General features: G+C 44.1%; 13 protein-coding genes. 2 read left to right on the forward strand and 11 right to left on the reverse strand.

Annotated features, from left to right (window positions below; genetic code table 11):
• The first annotated feature begins 2 nt into the window (after nt 1–2).
• Nucleotides 3–404: a SufE family protein gene (locus tag ACED25_RS16470; protein ID WP_012604295.1), complete on the forward strand. Its 402-nt coding sequence runs from the start codon at nt 3–5 to the stop codon at nt 402–404.
• 112 nt (nt 405–516) lie between these two features.
• Here ACED25_RS16470 and ACED25_RS16475 read toward each other — a convergent pair whose 3' ends face one another.
• The 9 genes from ACED25_RS16475 to ACED25_RS16515 all read right to left on the reverse strand — a co-directional run bounded on the left by ACED25_RS16475 (nt 517) and on the right by ACED25_RS16515 (nt 12,893).
• On the reverse strand, nt 517–2,400 hold the full coding sequence (locus ACED25_RS16475; RefSeq protein WP_371695697.1) for a methyl-accepting chemotaxis protein: 1,884 nt from the start codon (nt 2,398–2,400) through the stop codon (nt 517–519).
• A gap of 297 nt (nt 2,401–2,697) precedes the next feature.
• Nucleotides 2,698–4,269 (reverse strand): BCCT family transporter, encoded by a 1,572-nt coding sequence (locus ACED25_RS16480; protein ID WP_009847132.1) that lies wholly within the window; start codon nt 4,267–4,269, stop codon nt 2,698–2,700.
• Nucleotides 4,270–4,541: 272 nt separating this feature from the next.
• Nucleotides 4,542–6,140, reverse strand: a complete 1,599-nt coding sequence (locus ACED25_RS16485) for a BCCT family transporter (RefSeq protein ID WP_371695698.1) — start codon at nt 6,138–6,140, stop codon at nt 4,542–4,544.
• Nucleotides 6,141–6,309: 169 nt separating this feature from the next.
• On the reverse strand, nt 6,310–6,948 hold the full coding sequence (locus tag ACED25_RS16490) for a response regulator (protein ID WP_371695699.1): 639 nt from the start codon (nt 6,946–6,948) through the stop codon (nt 6,310–6,312).
• Nucleotides 6,941–8,296 (reverse strand): cache domain-containing protein, encoded by a 1,356-nt coding sequence (locus ACED25_RS16495; protein ID WP_371695700.1) that lies wholly within the window; start codon nt 8,294–8,296, stop codon nt 6,941–6,943. The genes ACED25_RS16490 and ACED25_RS16495 overlap by 8 nt, the downstream gene beginning before the upstream one ends.
• Nucleotides 8,297–8,400: 104 nt before the next feature.
• On the reverse strand, nt 8,401–9,684 hold the full coding sequence (locus tag ACED25_RS16500; RefSeq protein WP_017078694.1) for a TRAP transporter large permease subunit: 1,284 nt from the start codon (nt 9,682–9,684) through the stop codon (nt 8,401–8,403).
• Nucleotides 9,685–9,693: 9 nt separating this feature from the next.
• Complete coding sequence (locus ACED25_RS16505) at nt 9,694–10,239, reverse strand: TRAP transporter small permease subunit (protein WP_052879091.1); 546 nt, start codon at nt 10,237–10,239, stop codon at nt 9,694–9,696.
• Nucleotides 10,240–10,734: 495 nt separating this feature from the next.
• Nucleotides 10,735–11,829 (reverse strand): TRAP transporter substrate-binding protein, encoded by a 1,095-nt coding sequence (locus ACED25_RS16510; RefSeq protein WP_009847138.1) that lies wholly within the window; start codon nt 11,827–11,829, stop codon nt 10,735–10,737.
• A gap of 671 nt (nt 11,830–12,500) precedes the next feature.
• On the reverse strand, nt 12,501–12,893 hold the full coding sequence (locus ACED25_RS16515; protein ID WP_004733388.1) for a hypothetical protein: 393 nt from the start codon (nt 12,891–12,893) through the stop codon (nt 12,501–12,503).
• Between the two features lie 220 nt (nt 12,894–13,113).
• Between ACED25_RS16515 and ACED25_RS16520 the strand changes: the two genes are divergently transcribed.
• Nucleotides 13,114–13,914 carry a DUF2982 domain-containing protein gene (locus ACED25_RS16520; RefSeq protein ID WP_371695701.1) on the forward strand — a complete coding sequence of 267 codons (801 nt, stop codon included), beginning with the start codon at nt 13,114–13,116 and terminating at the stop codon, nt 13,912–13,914.
• Nucleotides 13,915–14,021: 107 nt separating this feature from the next.
• On the opposite strand, the gene ACED25_RS16525 is transcribed toward ACED25_RS16520, so the two are convergent.
• Both ACED25_RS16525 and ACED25_RS16530 read right to left on the reverse strand, forming a co-directional pair.
• Nucleotides 14,022–14,675, reverse strand: a complete 654-nt coding sequence (locus ACED25_RS16525) for an MBL fold metallo-hydrolase (RefSeq protein WP_004733386.1) — start codon at nt 14,673–14,675, stop codon at nt 14,022–14,024.
• A 99-nt stretch (nt 14,676–14,774) separates the two neighbouring features.
• A complete protein-coding gene (locus tag ACED25_RS16530; RefSeq protein WP_009848830.1) occupies nt 14,775–15,323 on the reverse strand; it encodes a YcbK family protein in 549 nt (182 codons plus the stop codon).
• Nucleotides 15,324–15,422: the final 99 nt, after the last annotated feature.

A 15,422-nucleotide genomic window follows, 5' to 3' on the forward strand; every position in this document is an offset into this window, starting at 1 on the left:
TTATGTCCCCTGAAAAGCTCCAGAAAAACTTCGAGCGATGCGCTGACTGGGAAGAACGTTATATGTATTTGATAGAATTGGGGGACCGATTAGAGCCCTTCCCTGTGACAAAGATGAATAAAACACATCTTATCGCAGGCTGCCAAAGTAACGTATGGCTAGACCTTTCCATCAGCCAACAGAACAAAATGTCGATACAAGCGACCAGCGATTCTTCGCTAGTTAAAGGTTTGCTAGCATTGGTGTTGATCGCCTATAACAACCAACAACCCGCGAGCGTTCTAGAATTCGATATTAAAGACTGGTTCCGCCAGCTAGATTTAAAATCTCAGCTTAGCGCCAGTCGGAGTCAAGGTTTAGAAGCCATAATAAAACATATTCGGTGTCACGCTCGGGCTGTTTAACCTTCAATAAGCAATAGCCCAGCATGATTAGATCACGACATTTTGCTTCTTCTAAAAAGCGAACATAAAAAAGCCCCAACCTAAGTTGGGGCTTCGTTCTATCTATCTATAATTACAGCTTAAAACGGCTGATTTCATTTTCTAGTTCATTAGACAGTTCAGAAAGCTGAGCAGCTTGTTCTGCAGCTTGGTGCGCTTCACCTGCTAGCTCGTTAGATACGTCACGGATTCCTTCAGTGTTACGAGTAATCTCAGACGTTACTGACGCTTGCTCTTCTGCAGCAGAAGCGATTTGAGTCGCCATATCACTGATACGTTCAACAGCAGCATGAATTTGCGTTAAGCTAGCGGCCGCTGAGTTTGAGTCATCAACACTGGTTTCAGCAAGCGTTCGGCTATCGTTCATGATACTTACCGCTTTGCCCGTTGTACCTTGCAGTAATTCAATCGTTTGTTGAATTTCTTGAGTTGAACCGTGTGTACGTTGGCTCAAAACTCTCACTTCATCAGCAACAACCGCAAAACCGCGACCTTGTTCGCCAGCACGGGCAGCTTCAATCGCTGCGTTAAGTGCAAGTAAGTTAGTTTGTTCAGCAATGCCTTGGATATTGGACAAGATAGCGTTGATGCTATTGCCGTGCTCTTCAAGCTCAAGAATCACGTTCGTTGCAACTTGAACTTCTTGTGCAAGGTTTTGGATTGAGCTTTGAGTCTGTGTAACTTGACCCGTACCGTGCTCACACGCGCCAACAGCTTCAGATGAATTCTGTGCAGTTTGATCAGCGTTACCCGCAATCTCTTGCGTTGCTGCAGCCATTTCGTTCACGGCTGTTGCTACCATATTGATTTCGTCTTGTTGCATCTGAATGCGAGCACTACGCTCTTCAGCTTGAGAAGCCGTTTGACGTGCTTGGTTACCTAGCGCAGCAGATACTTCGCTTAGCTTGATCACCATGGTGTGCATGTTGCCTACAAAACGGTTGAAGTTTTCAGCAAGCTTACCAATTTCGTCATCGCTCTTAGGCTCAAGACGTTGTGTAAGGTCGCCCTCACCTGAAGCAATTTCTTCAAGTGCCGCTGAAACACGGTTCAAATCACGGAATAGGAAGCTCACTAACCAGGACACTAATACGATTACGATTAACGTAATAATGACCGCCGTTGTGATCAACTGAGTAAGTAGTGTTGAGTGATTCGCTTCTTCTGTTGCTTTGTCCATCTGAACTGCAAAAATCCAGTTCGTATTAGGCACATTAGTGAAGTAAAGAAGCTTCTCAGCACCGCGCTCTTTGATGATCTCGATGCTACCCGTACGCACTGCGTTTTCGATGATAGGCATAGAAATGTCGTTTGAAAGCTGGCTTACAGGCTTAAGGCTCAGTGCTGAGTCTGGGTGTGCTAGGAATGTGCCGTCAGAGGCATCAATGAGCATTGCGTAAGCGTTGTCACCAACATCTAAGCTGATAACATCGTTGACTAGTTGATCAATAAGTACATCCGCACCAACAACACCAACAAGCTTACCGTTATGACGAACAGGTTCAGCAATCGTAACTAGAAGCGCTTGGGTAATCGCATCTTGATAAGCGGTTGTAATAATTTGCTTACCGGCTGCGTTTGCTTCCTGGTACCAAGGGCGTTGACGAGGATCGTAATCTGCACGATTACGTTCAGGATGTGAACGGTACATTCCGCCTTCTGGAGTACCTAAAAAGATATCGTCAAAGCCACCCGCTACACGAGCTTGCTTAAGGAAAGGAACAACATCATCCTCTCGTGAAAAGTCATTAAATGCTGATGCGATATCGGTGCGGATATCAATCCAGTTTTTAATACCTTCAGATGCTGCTTCTGATACGCTTTCAGCTCGCAGGTATACGCCGTTACGAGTCTGTTCAAATAATTGGTTTGCTGATAACCAAGTTAACGCTGTTGCCATAACGACAACAGCAGATAGGCTAGCACCTATTAACTTCTGCTTAAGTGTTAGTTTCATGTCAAAGTTTCACGAGTAGTGGATAATCTAGCGAATACTACCCAATTTAAGCAAACGATTCGAGCTATTTCACAGTTTTACATCACATTATATTTGCAATAAAACCAAAAACTTAGCTTTCGCCAATTACTTGGCTTTTCGCCAAATTCAAGGCGCCATTTCAACGACGATTTCTACGATATATACAGTTTTACAGGCTGTAAAATGGATAAAAAAAGGCAGGAGAGTTTCCTCTTCTGCCTTTTGTTTTACTTTGTATTCGACATCAAAAAGATGAAAAATCGAATAGTAGGTAGTCTATCTTTTCTCTGTTCGCATACCCATTAGTAGGCTCACACACATCAACAATAGAATGATGGTGAATGGCAATGCTGTTGAGATTGCACCCGCTTGCAGAGCTTGAACGGCTTCAGTACCGCCAACCCACAATAGAGCTACTGCAATCGCACCTTCAAGGAACGCCCAGAATACGCGTTGAGGCACTGGCGTATCAACTTTACCACCAGCGGTAATACTGTCGATGACTAAAGAGCCCGAGTCAGACGATGTAATAAAGAATACGAGAACCAATACAACCGCAATGATTGAAAGCAGAGTACCAAACGGCAATACATCAAACATTTGGAACATTGCCAGTGATACATCAGTTAAGCCATTTTGACCTAGGGTACCAACCTTATTCACGATTTGATCAATTGCCATACCACCGAACACTGACATCCAAATGATAGTCACTGTCGTTGGAACAATCAGTACCGCTGTAATGAACTCACGAACAGTACGACCTTTAGAAACACGCGCGATAAACATACCGACAAATGGAGACCATGAGATCCACCAGGCCCAGTAGAATACAGTCCAACCATGTAACCAAGCTTCATCTTCACGACCGTGAGGGTTGCTCAACGGAATGATGTTCTCGATGTATGCCATCAATGTTGTAGGGATTGAACCTAGAGTCACTGCGTAGCCGATTAGAGCTACTAGGATAAGCAGTAGGAAAGCAACCAACATGTTGATGTTACTGATAACTTTAACGCCACCATCAATACCACGAAGTACGGATACGACCGCTAGCAAAGTTACTACGGTAATAACAATGACTTGTAACCCTAAGCCTGCCTCAATGCCGAATACATGCTGAATACCACTTGCGGCTTGCTGCGCACCAAGGCCAAGCGATGTCGCCAAACCAAACAGGGTTGCAAGTACAGCAAGAATATCAACGATGTGACCAGCCCAGCCCCACGCTCTATCACCTAAAATTGGGTAGAAGATAGAACGAATTGAAAGCGGTAATCCCTTGTTGTAAGAGAAGAAAGCCAGTGAAAGCGCCACAACACCATAAATAGCCCAAGGGTGAAGCCCCCAGTGATACATGGTTGCACCGAGTGCTAGTTTTGCAGCTTCTGGTGTATTTGCCTCTACGCCAAGTGGCGTTTCATACCAACCTGTGTAGTAAGCCGCAGGTTCTGCGACACTCCAGAACATCAAGCCAATACCCATACCTGCAGCAAACAGCATCGATAACCAAGACATGAATGAGTAATCTGCCGTTGCATCAACACCACCAAGGCGGATTTTACCAAACGGAGAAACAATCAAGCCCAAGCAAAAAATAACGAAAATATTACCGGACCAAATGAACAACCAATCAAATGAATTGATAATTTGCCATTTAACACCATCCAATGCTGACTTTGCTGAAGCGGTATCTGTAAGCAGCACACCGATCAAGAACAAAGTGATGAGTCCCGCACTGATACCAAACACTGGGTTATGAACGTCAAAACCCCATTTTTGGACGTTATCTTGACCAACAGTGTAATCCGTACTGTCGATACTGTATTTATCTATACCTTTAGTCATTATTCCTCTCTACGGAATACTTATAAGGTCTGTTGACCTCATATCCCTTACTTTCCTGTGACTGAATCACAAACTCGAACATACGATCCAAGTAGTACAAGCTGTTGTCACAATAATTCAAATACTTGGATGTCTGAAGTTTAGCAGGTTAACTTATTGTTTTCAGTAAACTAGAATCAGTTCGATGGATTTTCAAACAAAATATAGATAATCACTTATGTTTACGGCGAAAAAAAGGCCGACTAAGTCGGCCTCTATTTGAAAAAATACTTTTAGCTCAAAGCACTTTGCTGCTTAACCAATTGATTCTCTGTACGTAAACCAAGAAACAAACTTAGGCACATAAGCAATAATATGAAGGCAAATGGTAGTGCCATTGAGACTGTTCCAGCTTGTAATGCCTGAATAGATTCAGTACCACCAACCCACAGTAGAACCGCCGCAATCGCACCGCCCATCAATGCCCAAAATACACGCTGTGGAACAGGTGCATCGACTTTACCGCCAGAAGTAATGCTATCAATAACCAATGAACCTGAGTCTGATGAGGTGATGAAGAACACCATAATCAAACCAATCGATACCACTGAAAGCACTGAGCTCATTGGTAACGCCTCGTAAGTATGGAATAGAGAAAGTGTAATATCTTGCAGACCATTTATACCAATCTCACCCACTTTATTCGCCACCTGGTCAATCGCAATGCCACCGAAAATAGCCATCCAAATGATAATGACTGACGTCGGGATAAATAAGACTGCAACGATAAATTCACGAATTGTACGACCTTTAGAGATACGAGCGATGAACATGCCTACGAATGGTGACCATGAAATCCACCAAGCCCAGTAAAATACCGTCCAACCTTGCATCCATGTTTCATCATCACGACCATGAGGGTTGCTAAGAGGAATAAAGTTCTCAATGTAGCCCATTAGCGCGGTTGGTATCGCCTTAATACCCGCCATGCCACCCGCGATAGTTACGAAGATCAGCAAGCCTAATGCAACAACCATGTTGACGTTGCTTAGAACCTTAACACCACCGTTAATACCGCGAATCACCGACATTGTTGCCAACAGTGTTACCACTGCAATAACAATAAGCTGCATACCAATACCGCCATCGGTACCAAATACATGGTTAATACCGCTTGCGGCTTGCTGTGCACCTAGGCCAAGTGATGTTGCAAGGCCAAACAATGTTGCAAGTACTGCGACAATGTCAACGATATGACCAAACCACCCCCAAGTTCTGTCACCGAGTAGCGGGTAAAAGATTGAGCGAATAGAAAGCGGTAAGCCTTTATTGAAAGTAAAGAAGGCAAGAGACAAAGCAACAACGGCGTAGATTGCCCAACCGTGCAAGCCCCAGTTGTAGATGGTTGCACCGAGTGCCAACTTAGCCGCTTCAGGAGAATACGCTTCAACACCGAGCGGTGTTTCATACCAACCGGTAAAATAAGCTACTGGCTCTGCCACACCCCAGAACATCAAACCAATACCCATTCCCGCGGCGAATAACATCGACATCCAAGATAGGTTAGAGTGCTCTGCTTTAGCATCATCGCCACCTATACGTATCTTTCCGTACGGGGAGATAATGAGGACAAAACAGAAAAATACGAAAAGGTTCGCAGCCCACATAAAGAAACCATCGAAGTTACCGATGACTTTCCACTTAACGCCATCAAGTGCCGCTTTAGCTGTTTCAGGTTCTGCAACCAAAAGCGCAATCAGGAAAGCAATTATCGCCCCAGCGCTGATTCCAAATACAGGGTTATGAACATCAAAACCCCATTTCTGAACATTATCTTGTCCTACGGTATAATCAGTATTATCAATACTATACCTATCCTTTACAGGCTCCATGCATCCTCTCTAATTAGTAGCGCACAATTTGCAACATTGCATTTGGCACTTAAATTTCGAAAGGAAGAATAACAACTCGTCGCAAAAATACTAAAAAAACCATCAAAAAACGGGTGTAAATGGCACATTTGGTAATTAAATTACACATTCACTGTAATTTAGCGTAACATCACTCAACAAGCCCAGAGCTAACAGCATACTTGGCAAGCTCTGCCGTAGAGTGAATGTCGAGCTTATGCTTGATATTTTGTCTATGGGTTTCAACCGTTCGGTAACTGATATTTAATCCCTTCGCGATCTCTTTACTGCTCTCCCCTTTAGCCACTAATTTCAACACAGCTTCCTCACGCCTACTCAATGGGTTCTTCACAGATTGTGGGGGAGTAATAGGCTGGGTAAACAAGTTCTGAGTCACTTTTTCACAGAAATAGGTTGAGCCTTGATTGACCGTCTTGATTGCTTGCACCATTTTTTCAGCCGAAATTTCTTTCAACATATAGCCGACAGCACCCGATTGCATCACCTTCATGATGTATTCACGGTTGTTATGCATGGTCAGCATCAGCACTTTAGCTTGAGGATCTTCCTCTTTAATCAGGTGAGTGGCATCAATACCATTCATGATAGGCATGCTGATATCCATCAACACCACATCAGGGCGCAGGTCTTTAACCACTTCAACGGCTTCTAATCCATTGCTAGCTGTACCTATCACGCTAATATCAGGCTCGAGTTCTAATCTCGCCATAAAGCCATCCAGTACCACTTGGTGATCATCTGCAATCACAACTCGAATAACTTCACTCATTCACTAATCCCTCTAGTGTCAGTAACACTGTAATTTCCGTTCCAAAGCCAACCTCACTCATCAATTCAAAGTCACCACCGATGAACTCCACCCGTTCTCTCATGTTACGTAACCCAATACCTCGCTTTTCCATTGCTTTATAGGTATTGAAACCGACTCCATCGTCTTGGATGAGCAACTGCAACACATTTCCAATTTGCTGTGCAATAACCGTTACTTTGGTCGCTTGTGCGTGTTTCTCTATATTATTCAGTGACTCTTGCACCACTCGATATAAAGTCGTCGCAGCTTCTGATTTCAACTTTCCCGGCTGCGTATTAAACAAGGTTTCCACTTCAATGCTCGAGTGCGCCTGAAAATCTAATAACAGCGAAGACAACGCCGCTTCTAAGCCGATATCATCCAATGAACTTGGACGAAGTTGATGCGAAATATGCCTCACCTCTTCGATTGCCCGCATCAGTGAATGCTGAGACTTATTCAAATGCGCTTTAAGGTCTTCGCTTTGTAGCTTATTACCGAGCAGTTCTAAGTGACAGCGACTCGACACTAATAACTGGTTAATACCATCATGCAGCTCACGCGCTAGATGCTTCTTTTCGTCCTCTTGAAACATCACCGTCTTATGAGCTAGTTCCTTCAAGTTGTTATCCGCTATCCGATGTTCATGCATGTTAATGGCCAAGGTCAGTACAATGATGACCGCGACCGTCACACTCAGAATCACCACAATCGAAAAGAACGTGGTTTCAATATTGTTGTTAATTGCGGCCTGCATCGAGGCCACTTCTTGATGCACATCCTCAATATACAAGCCGGTGCCAATCATCCAGTCCCAGCGCTCTAACCAAGCGGCGTAACTCAGCTTCGAGACCACCTCACCCGTCGAAGGCTTTTGCCACAAATATTGGTGAAATCCTCCGCCTGTTTGTGCTTCTCTTAACAAGGCTTCTATCAGAAAGTCGCCATCTTCATCTTGCAGTTGAAGTAAGTTTTTCCCTATCAACTCTGGCTGGATTGGATGAACCAAATTGGTTCCGTGGCGATCATACGCAAAGAAGTAACCGTCAGAGCCATACCTAAGTTTAGACAATATGGTTCGAACTTCTCTTTTGGCTTGTGCTTCTTGGATATAGGGATCGTTGTAGATATGTTCGATGGCATCAAATGCGAGATCAACAGTGTCTTTGAGGGCGTTTTCACGCGACTTAATTAAGCTGTCTCGGAAGATTTCGACCTCTTTCTCACCCAACGTCTTAGTTTGGTGTAACGAGATCCAACTAATGCTCGCCGTTACAATCAGCAACGGGAGTAGCGTCAGCAAAATCAGCTTAACTTTTAGAGGCATTCCTTTTCCTCACAAAAAACGGCTTATTGAACATCAATAAGCCGTTTTACTTTATCAATTTATGGATAGCCGTTGAAACATATCATTCACATTCTAGGCTTCACTCACATTCCATAGAAAGATGGGAAAGCGAGAAGTGATCCAAGTACGAGGATTTGAATCAAAATGAAAGGCATCACGCCTCGGTAGATATCCTTGGTAGTCACACCTTTTGGTGCCACCCCTTTTAGATAGAACAAACTGAAGCCAAACGGTGGCGTCAAGAATGAGGTTTGAAGGTTCATCGCGATAAGGATTGCGAACCAAGTCATGTTGATTCCCATCAGTTCAGCAACAGGCGCAATAATCGGCACAATGATGAAACAGATTTCTACGAAGTCGATGAAGAAACCCAGAATCAAAATCACCAACATGGTAATGATCAAGAAACCCCACTTCTCACCCGGCAACTGCAGCATCCATTCTTCAACCAGATAATCACCGCCAGTATAAGTAAACGCCATTGAGAATGCCGTCGCACCAAGCAGGATAGCAAAGACCATCGCGGTCACTTTAACTGTCTCTTTCGACGCAGCAAACACCATCGACCAACTAAATTGACCGTATAACAGTGCAAGAACCAATGCACCTGCACCACCTAACGCTGCCGACTCGGTCGGAGTTGCCACACCAGCAAAGATAGAGCCCAGAACAACAATGATCAGCGCTAAAGGTGGAAGAATCGCTTTAAGCGCGTTAAACACTTCTTGCTTACGGCTAATGGAGTCATCACGCTCAATAGGTTGAGCCGATTCAGGGTTCAGTTTTGCGTATATCAAGATATAAACAATGTAAGCACCCACTAGCATCACACCCGGCCAAATCGCCGCTTGGAACAAATCCCCAACCGGTACACCCAATACATCACCCAATAAGATCAAGACGATGGATGGCGGAATGATTTGCCCTAACGTGCCAGAAGCACAGATGGTGCCGCAGGCTAAGCCTTTGTCGTAGTTGTACTTGAGCATAACAGGCAGAGAGATAAGCCCCATTGCCACTACTGAAGCACCCACTACCCCTGTTGATGCGGCAAGTAGTGAGCCCACCAGCACGGTCGAGATAGCAATACCACCTCGAACACCACCAAACAATCGCCCCATTGACTCAAGCAACTGCTCAGCAAGCTTGGTCTTTTGTAGAACAAGCCCCATGAAAACGAACAATGGAACGGCCATCAGCACCGTATTTTCCATGATCGATTGAATTCGATATGGCATGAAGGCGAACATTTCGATGCCTTCAGCCCAAACACCAAAGATTAATGCGATACCACCAAAGGTGAACGCCACTGGGAAGCCAAGTAAAAGTGCAAACAAGGCTACGAAAAACATTACTATTCCAATCATGTTCAGCCTCTACTTATTCTTTGTATGAGTATTGTTTGCATGGATAAGATGCGGATTAAAAATCTTGTTCAGCGAGTGCAGGATCAAACCGACGCCGCTGAGTGCCATCAAGAAAAATGACAGTGGAATCATGGCTTTGATGATCCATCGATATGGCAGGCCACCCGGGTCACCAGAGGTTTCGCCGAGGTTATAACTCTCTTTGGCAACATCAATACCAAACCAAGCAACCAGCAAACAGAAAGGCATCAGAAAGATCAGTGTGCCGAGCAGGTCAATAATGGCTTGCGCTTTAAAGCTCAATTGTTCGTAGAACACGTCTACTCGAACATGACCACCTGCCTTGATGGCATAAGGAACACCTAATAGAAAAACGGCTGAGAAAAGGTGCCATTCCATCTCTTGGAAAGCGATTGAGACATCATTGAAGGCATATCTCATAACAACGTCATACACAACGTTAGCGATAAGTAGAATAAACAACATACTGGAAAGCCATCCCAGTGCATCACCGATACGATTAAACAGGCGTTCAATATAAATTAGACTTCGCATTCCCGACTCCATGGAATTTGAAAAGACATCGCGCAGCACAACTAACCCAAACTAAAAACGATTCAGTTTATAGCTAGCAATAGGCACGACGTAGAAAGGGTTCTTGGGCGTATTACAGGGTTTATCCTGCTTAGGGCGTGTTAACCTTTCGTGGTTAAATTTTGTTCGATATAAAAGCGTTTTAATCGCGGCGAGGGGGGAGTAGCCTAGTCATTCTAAGCAAATCCCCCTCAACAAAGAGTAAAACGCTTTTAGCCGAACCCTTCGGGCAGCGTTTGCTGGCCATTTCTACTACGTTATCGACTTCTCATGGAGGCTAGCTACACATCAAATCCTCTGCCTTGTATAAATACCCAGCAACTCGCTGCAAAAATCAGCTCGAAAGGTCAACACGCCCTAGTTATTATGGTTAAAATGAACCCGCCGCTTAGTCACTCTTAGTTACCTAACAAGAATAGCTTTGGGTTCATTTAGCTTCAGTTCAAAAACTGTCGATTATTTCGCTTGGCTATTTAAATAAGCTCTATGTGAAATATCTGTCCATGAACGTACTTGCTCTAGGTAGCTTGCTTGTGAAGCTTGAATCTCTTTTGCCAATGCATCTTTCTCAGCGTGCTTAGCAAGTAGGCGATCGTTCGCTTCTTTCAGTGCAGACATAACCTCTGGTGGGAAATCTTTAACTTGTACGTCTGGGTATTCTGTTTTCATTGAAACCCAGTTCTTTCCACTTTCGTGCGTTGCTTGTGTGTACATGTCGTAAGCCGCTGTACGCATTGCAACACGCAAGATTTCTTGTAGGTCTTCAGGAAGCTTGTTCCATGTACGCTTGTTCACTAGGAATTGAAGCTCTGAACCCGGCTCATGCCAACCTGTGTAGTAGTAAGGCGCGATCTTGTGGAAGCCCATACGCAGATCAAGTGATGGGCCTACCCACTCTAGTGCATCGATTGTGCGACGCTCTAGAGACGTGTAAAGCTCACCTGGGGCAATATTGGTAGGTTTAGCGCCTAGCTCCGCTAGAATCTCACCAGCAAAGCCAGGGATACGCATTTTCAGACCTTGTAGGTCTTCCACACTGTTGATCTCTTTTTGAAACCAACCGCCCATCTGGATATCTGTATTACCACCTGGGAACGACATCAAATTATGTGGAGAGTAAACCTGCTCCATCAACTCCATACCACCACCGTGATAGAACCACGCATATTGTTCAGCTGGCGTCATACCGAAAGGCATAGAAGTGAAGTAAAGCGTGTTTGGAACTTTACCTTTCCAGTAGTAAGAGCCTGAGTGCCCCATGTCGTATTGACCAGACTTAACCATGTCAAAAACGCCAAGCGGTGCTTTGTGCTTGTTCGCAGAATCGATTCTGATTTGCAGTCGACCGTTCGACATTTTCTCAGCCATCGCAGCCATGTTCTTCGTCGCGTCACCGAATACAGGGAAGTTTGGTCCCCATGTTTCAGCAAGCTTCAAGCGATAAACCTTATCAGCAGCAGTTGCACCAGTAGCGACCAAAGCTAAACAAGCCGCTGCAGTAACTGCAACGTTTTTAAAAACTCGTGTGAGGGAGTTAGAAATGAGACTCATATTCACGTCCTTTGTTGGGTTAACACTCTTTCTATGAGCATTTTTTATGATTCAGCATAAGAGTGCACCGTGATGTAGCAACAAGATATCAGGGAGAGCACGCACTACGGACTCACATAAACTGCGTATTAGACCAAAGGATTACGTAGAACTACGTAGGAGATAATTTAGCGATGTCGATTTTAAAGGCTCTGGGAGATTCACTAGGGTAATTAGTATTGATAAATACCTAAGTAGTTATAGTGAAACTGCATTAACAATTGATTTCCATTTCGTGAGGAAGCTCTATTCTCGCCACACATCGAATACGCACTTAAATGCATTTATCCATATAAATCAAAGTTTCAGAGAATTAGACGCCCTACTTTGGTGCTGACTGATTCGAAACATGGGACACGCGAACGACAGATGAATAACGGAAGAGGTCAGCCGATTGGAAATAAGGTTTCTGGGGCTTGGTTCGAATGCTAGGTTTGAATATAAGTATGGGTTTAGGGGGTTAGGGGGTTAGGGGGTTAGGGGGTTAGGGGTTTTAGTTTGGGATTGGGTTTTGGGATTGGGTTTTGGGTTTTGGGTTTTGGGTTTTGGGATTAACATGATCCGCCAGATACAAAAAAGCCTCGAAAATCGAGGCTTAAAAACTTTAACGAAGCGAATGTAATCCCGCGGGATTAGATAGCTTTGTAGATAACCTTGTTACCTGCAAGTTGCTCTTTCGCTACTAGGTTTTCTTCAAGAAGTTTTTTCAATGCGCCTGTTGCCCATGAAGCTGCTTTCGCGTCTTCTTGACCAGCTGCTAGGCCGATACCTTTAGGGTTAATGCCTTCAGCATTGCTAACAACGATGTCTAGAACTTGTTGTTGCTTAGGAGTCAGTGCTACTGCAACTTCTTTCGTTGCTGCTACTGCTTTCTCTACCGCTGGTTTTGCTGCTACAGTTTTTTCTGCTACAACTTTCTCTGCGACAGGCTTCGCTTTTTTCGGCGTTGCCACTGCTTTAACTACAGCCGCTTTAGTGCGTTTCTGCAGTTTAGCCTGCACCTTACGCTTATGAGCAAGTCTCATTGAATATTTCTCCAGTTCACTGCTCTTTTCGCAGTGGTGAAAATTTGAAGCGCGATTTATACCAAAAAACAGGAGCTATTTGTAGAGTGAAGCGCCGAAAGTCGACGAAAAATACCGATATTGTCTACTAGCGTCTATTATTTAATCATCGACTTATCAATTCAGGGTCATATACACTGGTTATCCATCCAGACAAAAATATGAAAACTTGGTGTTGCCTATGGACACTCGTCACCTTACAAATTTCTCTTTGCCTTCGTTCACACGTTCGTACGGTATTCTGGCCGTTGTTTTAGGCTTCGTTTGCTTGATCGTTGCTCTGTACAGTGACAATCCAAAGTTACTGATCGTGGGTGCATTTTGCATTATTGCCCTACTCGGAACTGGCTATTATTTAATGTTGCGCAGCAGAGTGATGTTCACTCTCACACCGACTCATTTTCAGCAGCATTTTTATAAAGGCGGGTGGGTTTTAAAATGGAATAACATCCAAAAGATTGGGCTTTGTACCTATGAGCAAGATGGATGGCACCAACCTCTTCCTTGGATTGGTATCAAGGTTAAAGATTACTCGCCCTACCTCGATTCGATTTGCCCTAAAATCACTTGTGAATTACTGCTCAGCCAACGAGCACTTTTGTACTTGGGAGCGAAGCAAGCGGGTAAAGAATCGAACTTTGAAGATATGGTTTTAGACTCATCGCACTACCACACTCGTTGTACCGAAAACGGGTGTGTGGAATTAAGCCAATATAAAGAATCAAAGAATACCGACGAAGTGAGTTTCAGCGCTCAACAAACGCAAATGGATGCGGATTCATCCGATAAAGCAAATAATCACAACGCGGTGATTAAAGACTATTCTGGATTACAGGCGATGCTTGCCAACAGAATGAAATATCAAAGAGGCTTCCACGGGTATGACATTTTCATATCAACCCATGATCTGAATATCAGTGGGGAGGAGTTTGTTGGACTGGCTCGACGCTACTTGGCGGCAGCCGAACGTCTTTCTGATTAAAATTAAACTGGTTTAAAAGTAAAACCGCACACAATAAAAAAGCTTAGCTTCCATAACAAAAGCTAAGCTTCATTTTCAATCGTTATTATATTAAATCAAAGATTTAATTAATAAAGAGGCATCTCGTCGGCAACGAATGGATTTGATGCGCGCTCACGGCCAAATGTTGACTCAGGACCATGACCCGGTACGAATGTTACATCACTGCCTAGCGGCCAAAGCTTAGTCTTGATTGAAGCAATTAGCGTGTTGAAGTCGCCTTGCGGGAAATCCGTACGACCAATAGCACCGTTAAATAAAACATCACCAACAAACGCCATACGCGCTTGCTCACTGAATAGCACGACGTGACCCGGAGTATGACCCGGCGTGTGAATCACATCGATAACTTGGTTACCAAAAGTCACTTTGTCGCCCTCTTCTAGCCAAGTGTTTGGTTCAAAGGCTTTACACAGTGGGAAGCCGAACATCTGGCTTTGATTCTCTAGACCTTGAAGCCAAAAGTTATCGGCTTTATGTGGGCCAACAATGTTCACGTTCAAGATTTCAGCAAGCGGTACTGTTCCGCCCACATGGTCTAGGTGACCGTGAGTCAATACCAAATTCACCACTTTAACACCTAACTCTTCGATGATAGCAGCCAGTTGCTGAACATCACCGCCCGGATCGACAACAATGCCTTCCATTGTCTCATCACACCACACAATTGAGCAGTTTTGAGAGAACGAGGTAACAGGGACAACTTGATACTTAAGAGACATATACAAACCTTAGAGGGCAAACTGAAATTTGGGCAAACTATGACATTGGATGTCTACTTTGACAAGTACCTAGCATTCGCTCGTAAATTCAGCTTAACGCTACCAACTGCGGGCTGGACCTGTATCAATATGGATAAAGTTGCTACGTGCATAATAACCGACACCACCCGCATTCAAGCTTTTAGCAACGTCTCTTAATTCTTTTAGGTTAACGCCATCAATACGGAAATCGATCGCTTTACCTAACATGTGGTAGCTCTTCTTGGCTACGCCACTCGACTTTGAGCGCAGTGCTTCATTGGTCGCTGGAGAACGGTAACCAGAGATGATTTGAACTTCTTTTTGAATACCCAGTACATTTTGAATCTGAGTGATCTGATCAAACAGGTTCTTATCCATTGGATGAATCTCATTGCGGCGGAAGTCACGGCACAATTTGCTTAGACGAGCCATTTCATCACCAACATAGTTAGTACCATCGAAATAACAGGTCTCTAATCGTTCACCTGTGTGAAGATTGTTCATGCTAATCGTTCTTGGTTGATCAGGGTATGAAGCAAAAGCGATAGAAGGAGTAATTGAGGCGACAACAGCAGTACCACCAGCGTAAGTCAGAAACTGACGGCGTGAAAATAAACTTTGAGACATACAGCAAAAAAACCAATTAGATCGAACGAAAAATGCACGATACATAATGGAAATTGCTGCGTCAACGTACAAAAACCGCCCAAAAGGTTAGTAATTGTA

It is taken from the genome of Vibrio sp. 1F263, assembly GCF_041439035.1.
GTDB lineage: Bacteria > Pseudomonadota > Gammaproteobacteria > Enterobacterales > Vibrionaceae > Vibrio > Vibrio tasmaniensis_A.

What these genes read in the sequence shown, in the direction of transcription:
- ACED25_RS16505 (WP_052879091.1), bottom strand. Translation starts at nt 10,239, where the DNA reads ATGCGAAGTCTAATTTATATTGAACGCCTGTTTAATCGTATCGGTGAT.
- ACED25_RS16530 (WP_009848830.1), bottom strand. Translation starts at nt 15,323, where the DNA reads ATGTCTCAAAGTTTATTTTCACGCCGTCAGTTTCTGACTTACGCTGGT.
- ACED25_RS16500 (WP_017078694.1), bottom strand. Translation starts at nt 9,684, where the DNA reads ATGATTGGAATAGTAATGTTTTTCGTAGCCTTGTTTGCACTTTTACTT.
- ACED25_RS16485 (WP_371695698.1), bottom strand. Translation starts at nt 6,140, where the DNA reads ATGGAGCCTGTAAAGGATAGGTATAGTATTGATAATACTGATTATACC.
- ACED25_RS16525 (WP_004733386.1), bottom strand. Translation starts at nt 14,675, where the DNA reads ATGTCTCTTAAGTATCAAGTTGTCCCTGTTACCTCGTTCTCTCAAAAC.
- ACED25_RS16495 (WP_371695700.1), bottom strand. Translation starts at nt 8,296, where the DNA reads ATGCCTCTAAAAGTTAAGCTGATTTTGCTGACGCTACTCCCGTTGCTG.
- ACED25_RS16470 (WP_012604295.1), top strand. Translation starts at nt 3, where the DNA reads ATGTCCCCTGAAAAGCTCCAGAAAAACTTCGAGCGATGCGCTGACTGG.
- ACED25_RS16515 (WP_004733388.1), bottom strand. Translation starts at nt 12,893, where the DNA reads ATGAGACTTGCTCATAAGCGTAAGGTGCAGGCTAAACTGCAGAAACGC.
- ACED25_RS16510 (WP_009847138.1), bottom strand. Translation starts at nt 11,829, where the DNA reads ATGAGTCTCATTTCTAACTCCCTCACACGAGTTTTTAAAAACGTTGCA.
- ACED25_RS16475 (WP_371695697.1), bottom strand. Translation starts at nt 2,400, where the DNA reads ATGAAACTAACACTTAAGCAGAAGTTAATAGGTGCTAGCCTATCTGCT.
- ACED25_RS16480 (WP_009847132.1), bottom strand. Translation starts at nt 4,269, where the DNA reads ATGACTAAAGGTATAGATAAATACAGTATCGACAGTACGGATTACACT.
- ACED25_RS16520 (WP_371695701.1), top strand. Translation starts at nt 13,114, where the DNA reads ATGGACACTCGTCACCTTACAAATTTCTCTTTGCCTTCGTTCACACGT.
- ACED25_RS16490 (WP_371695699.1), bottom strand. Translation starts at nt 6,948, where the DNA reads ATGAGTGAAGTTATTCGAGTTGTGATTGCAGATGATCACCAAGTGGTA.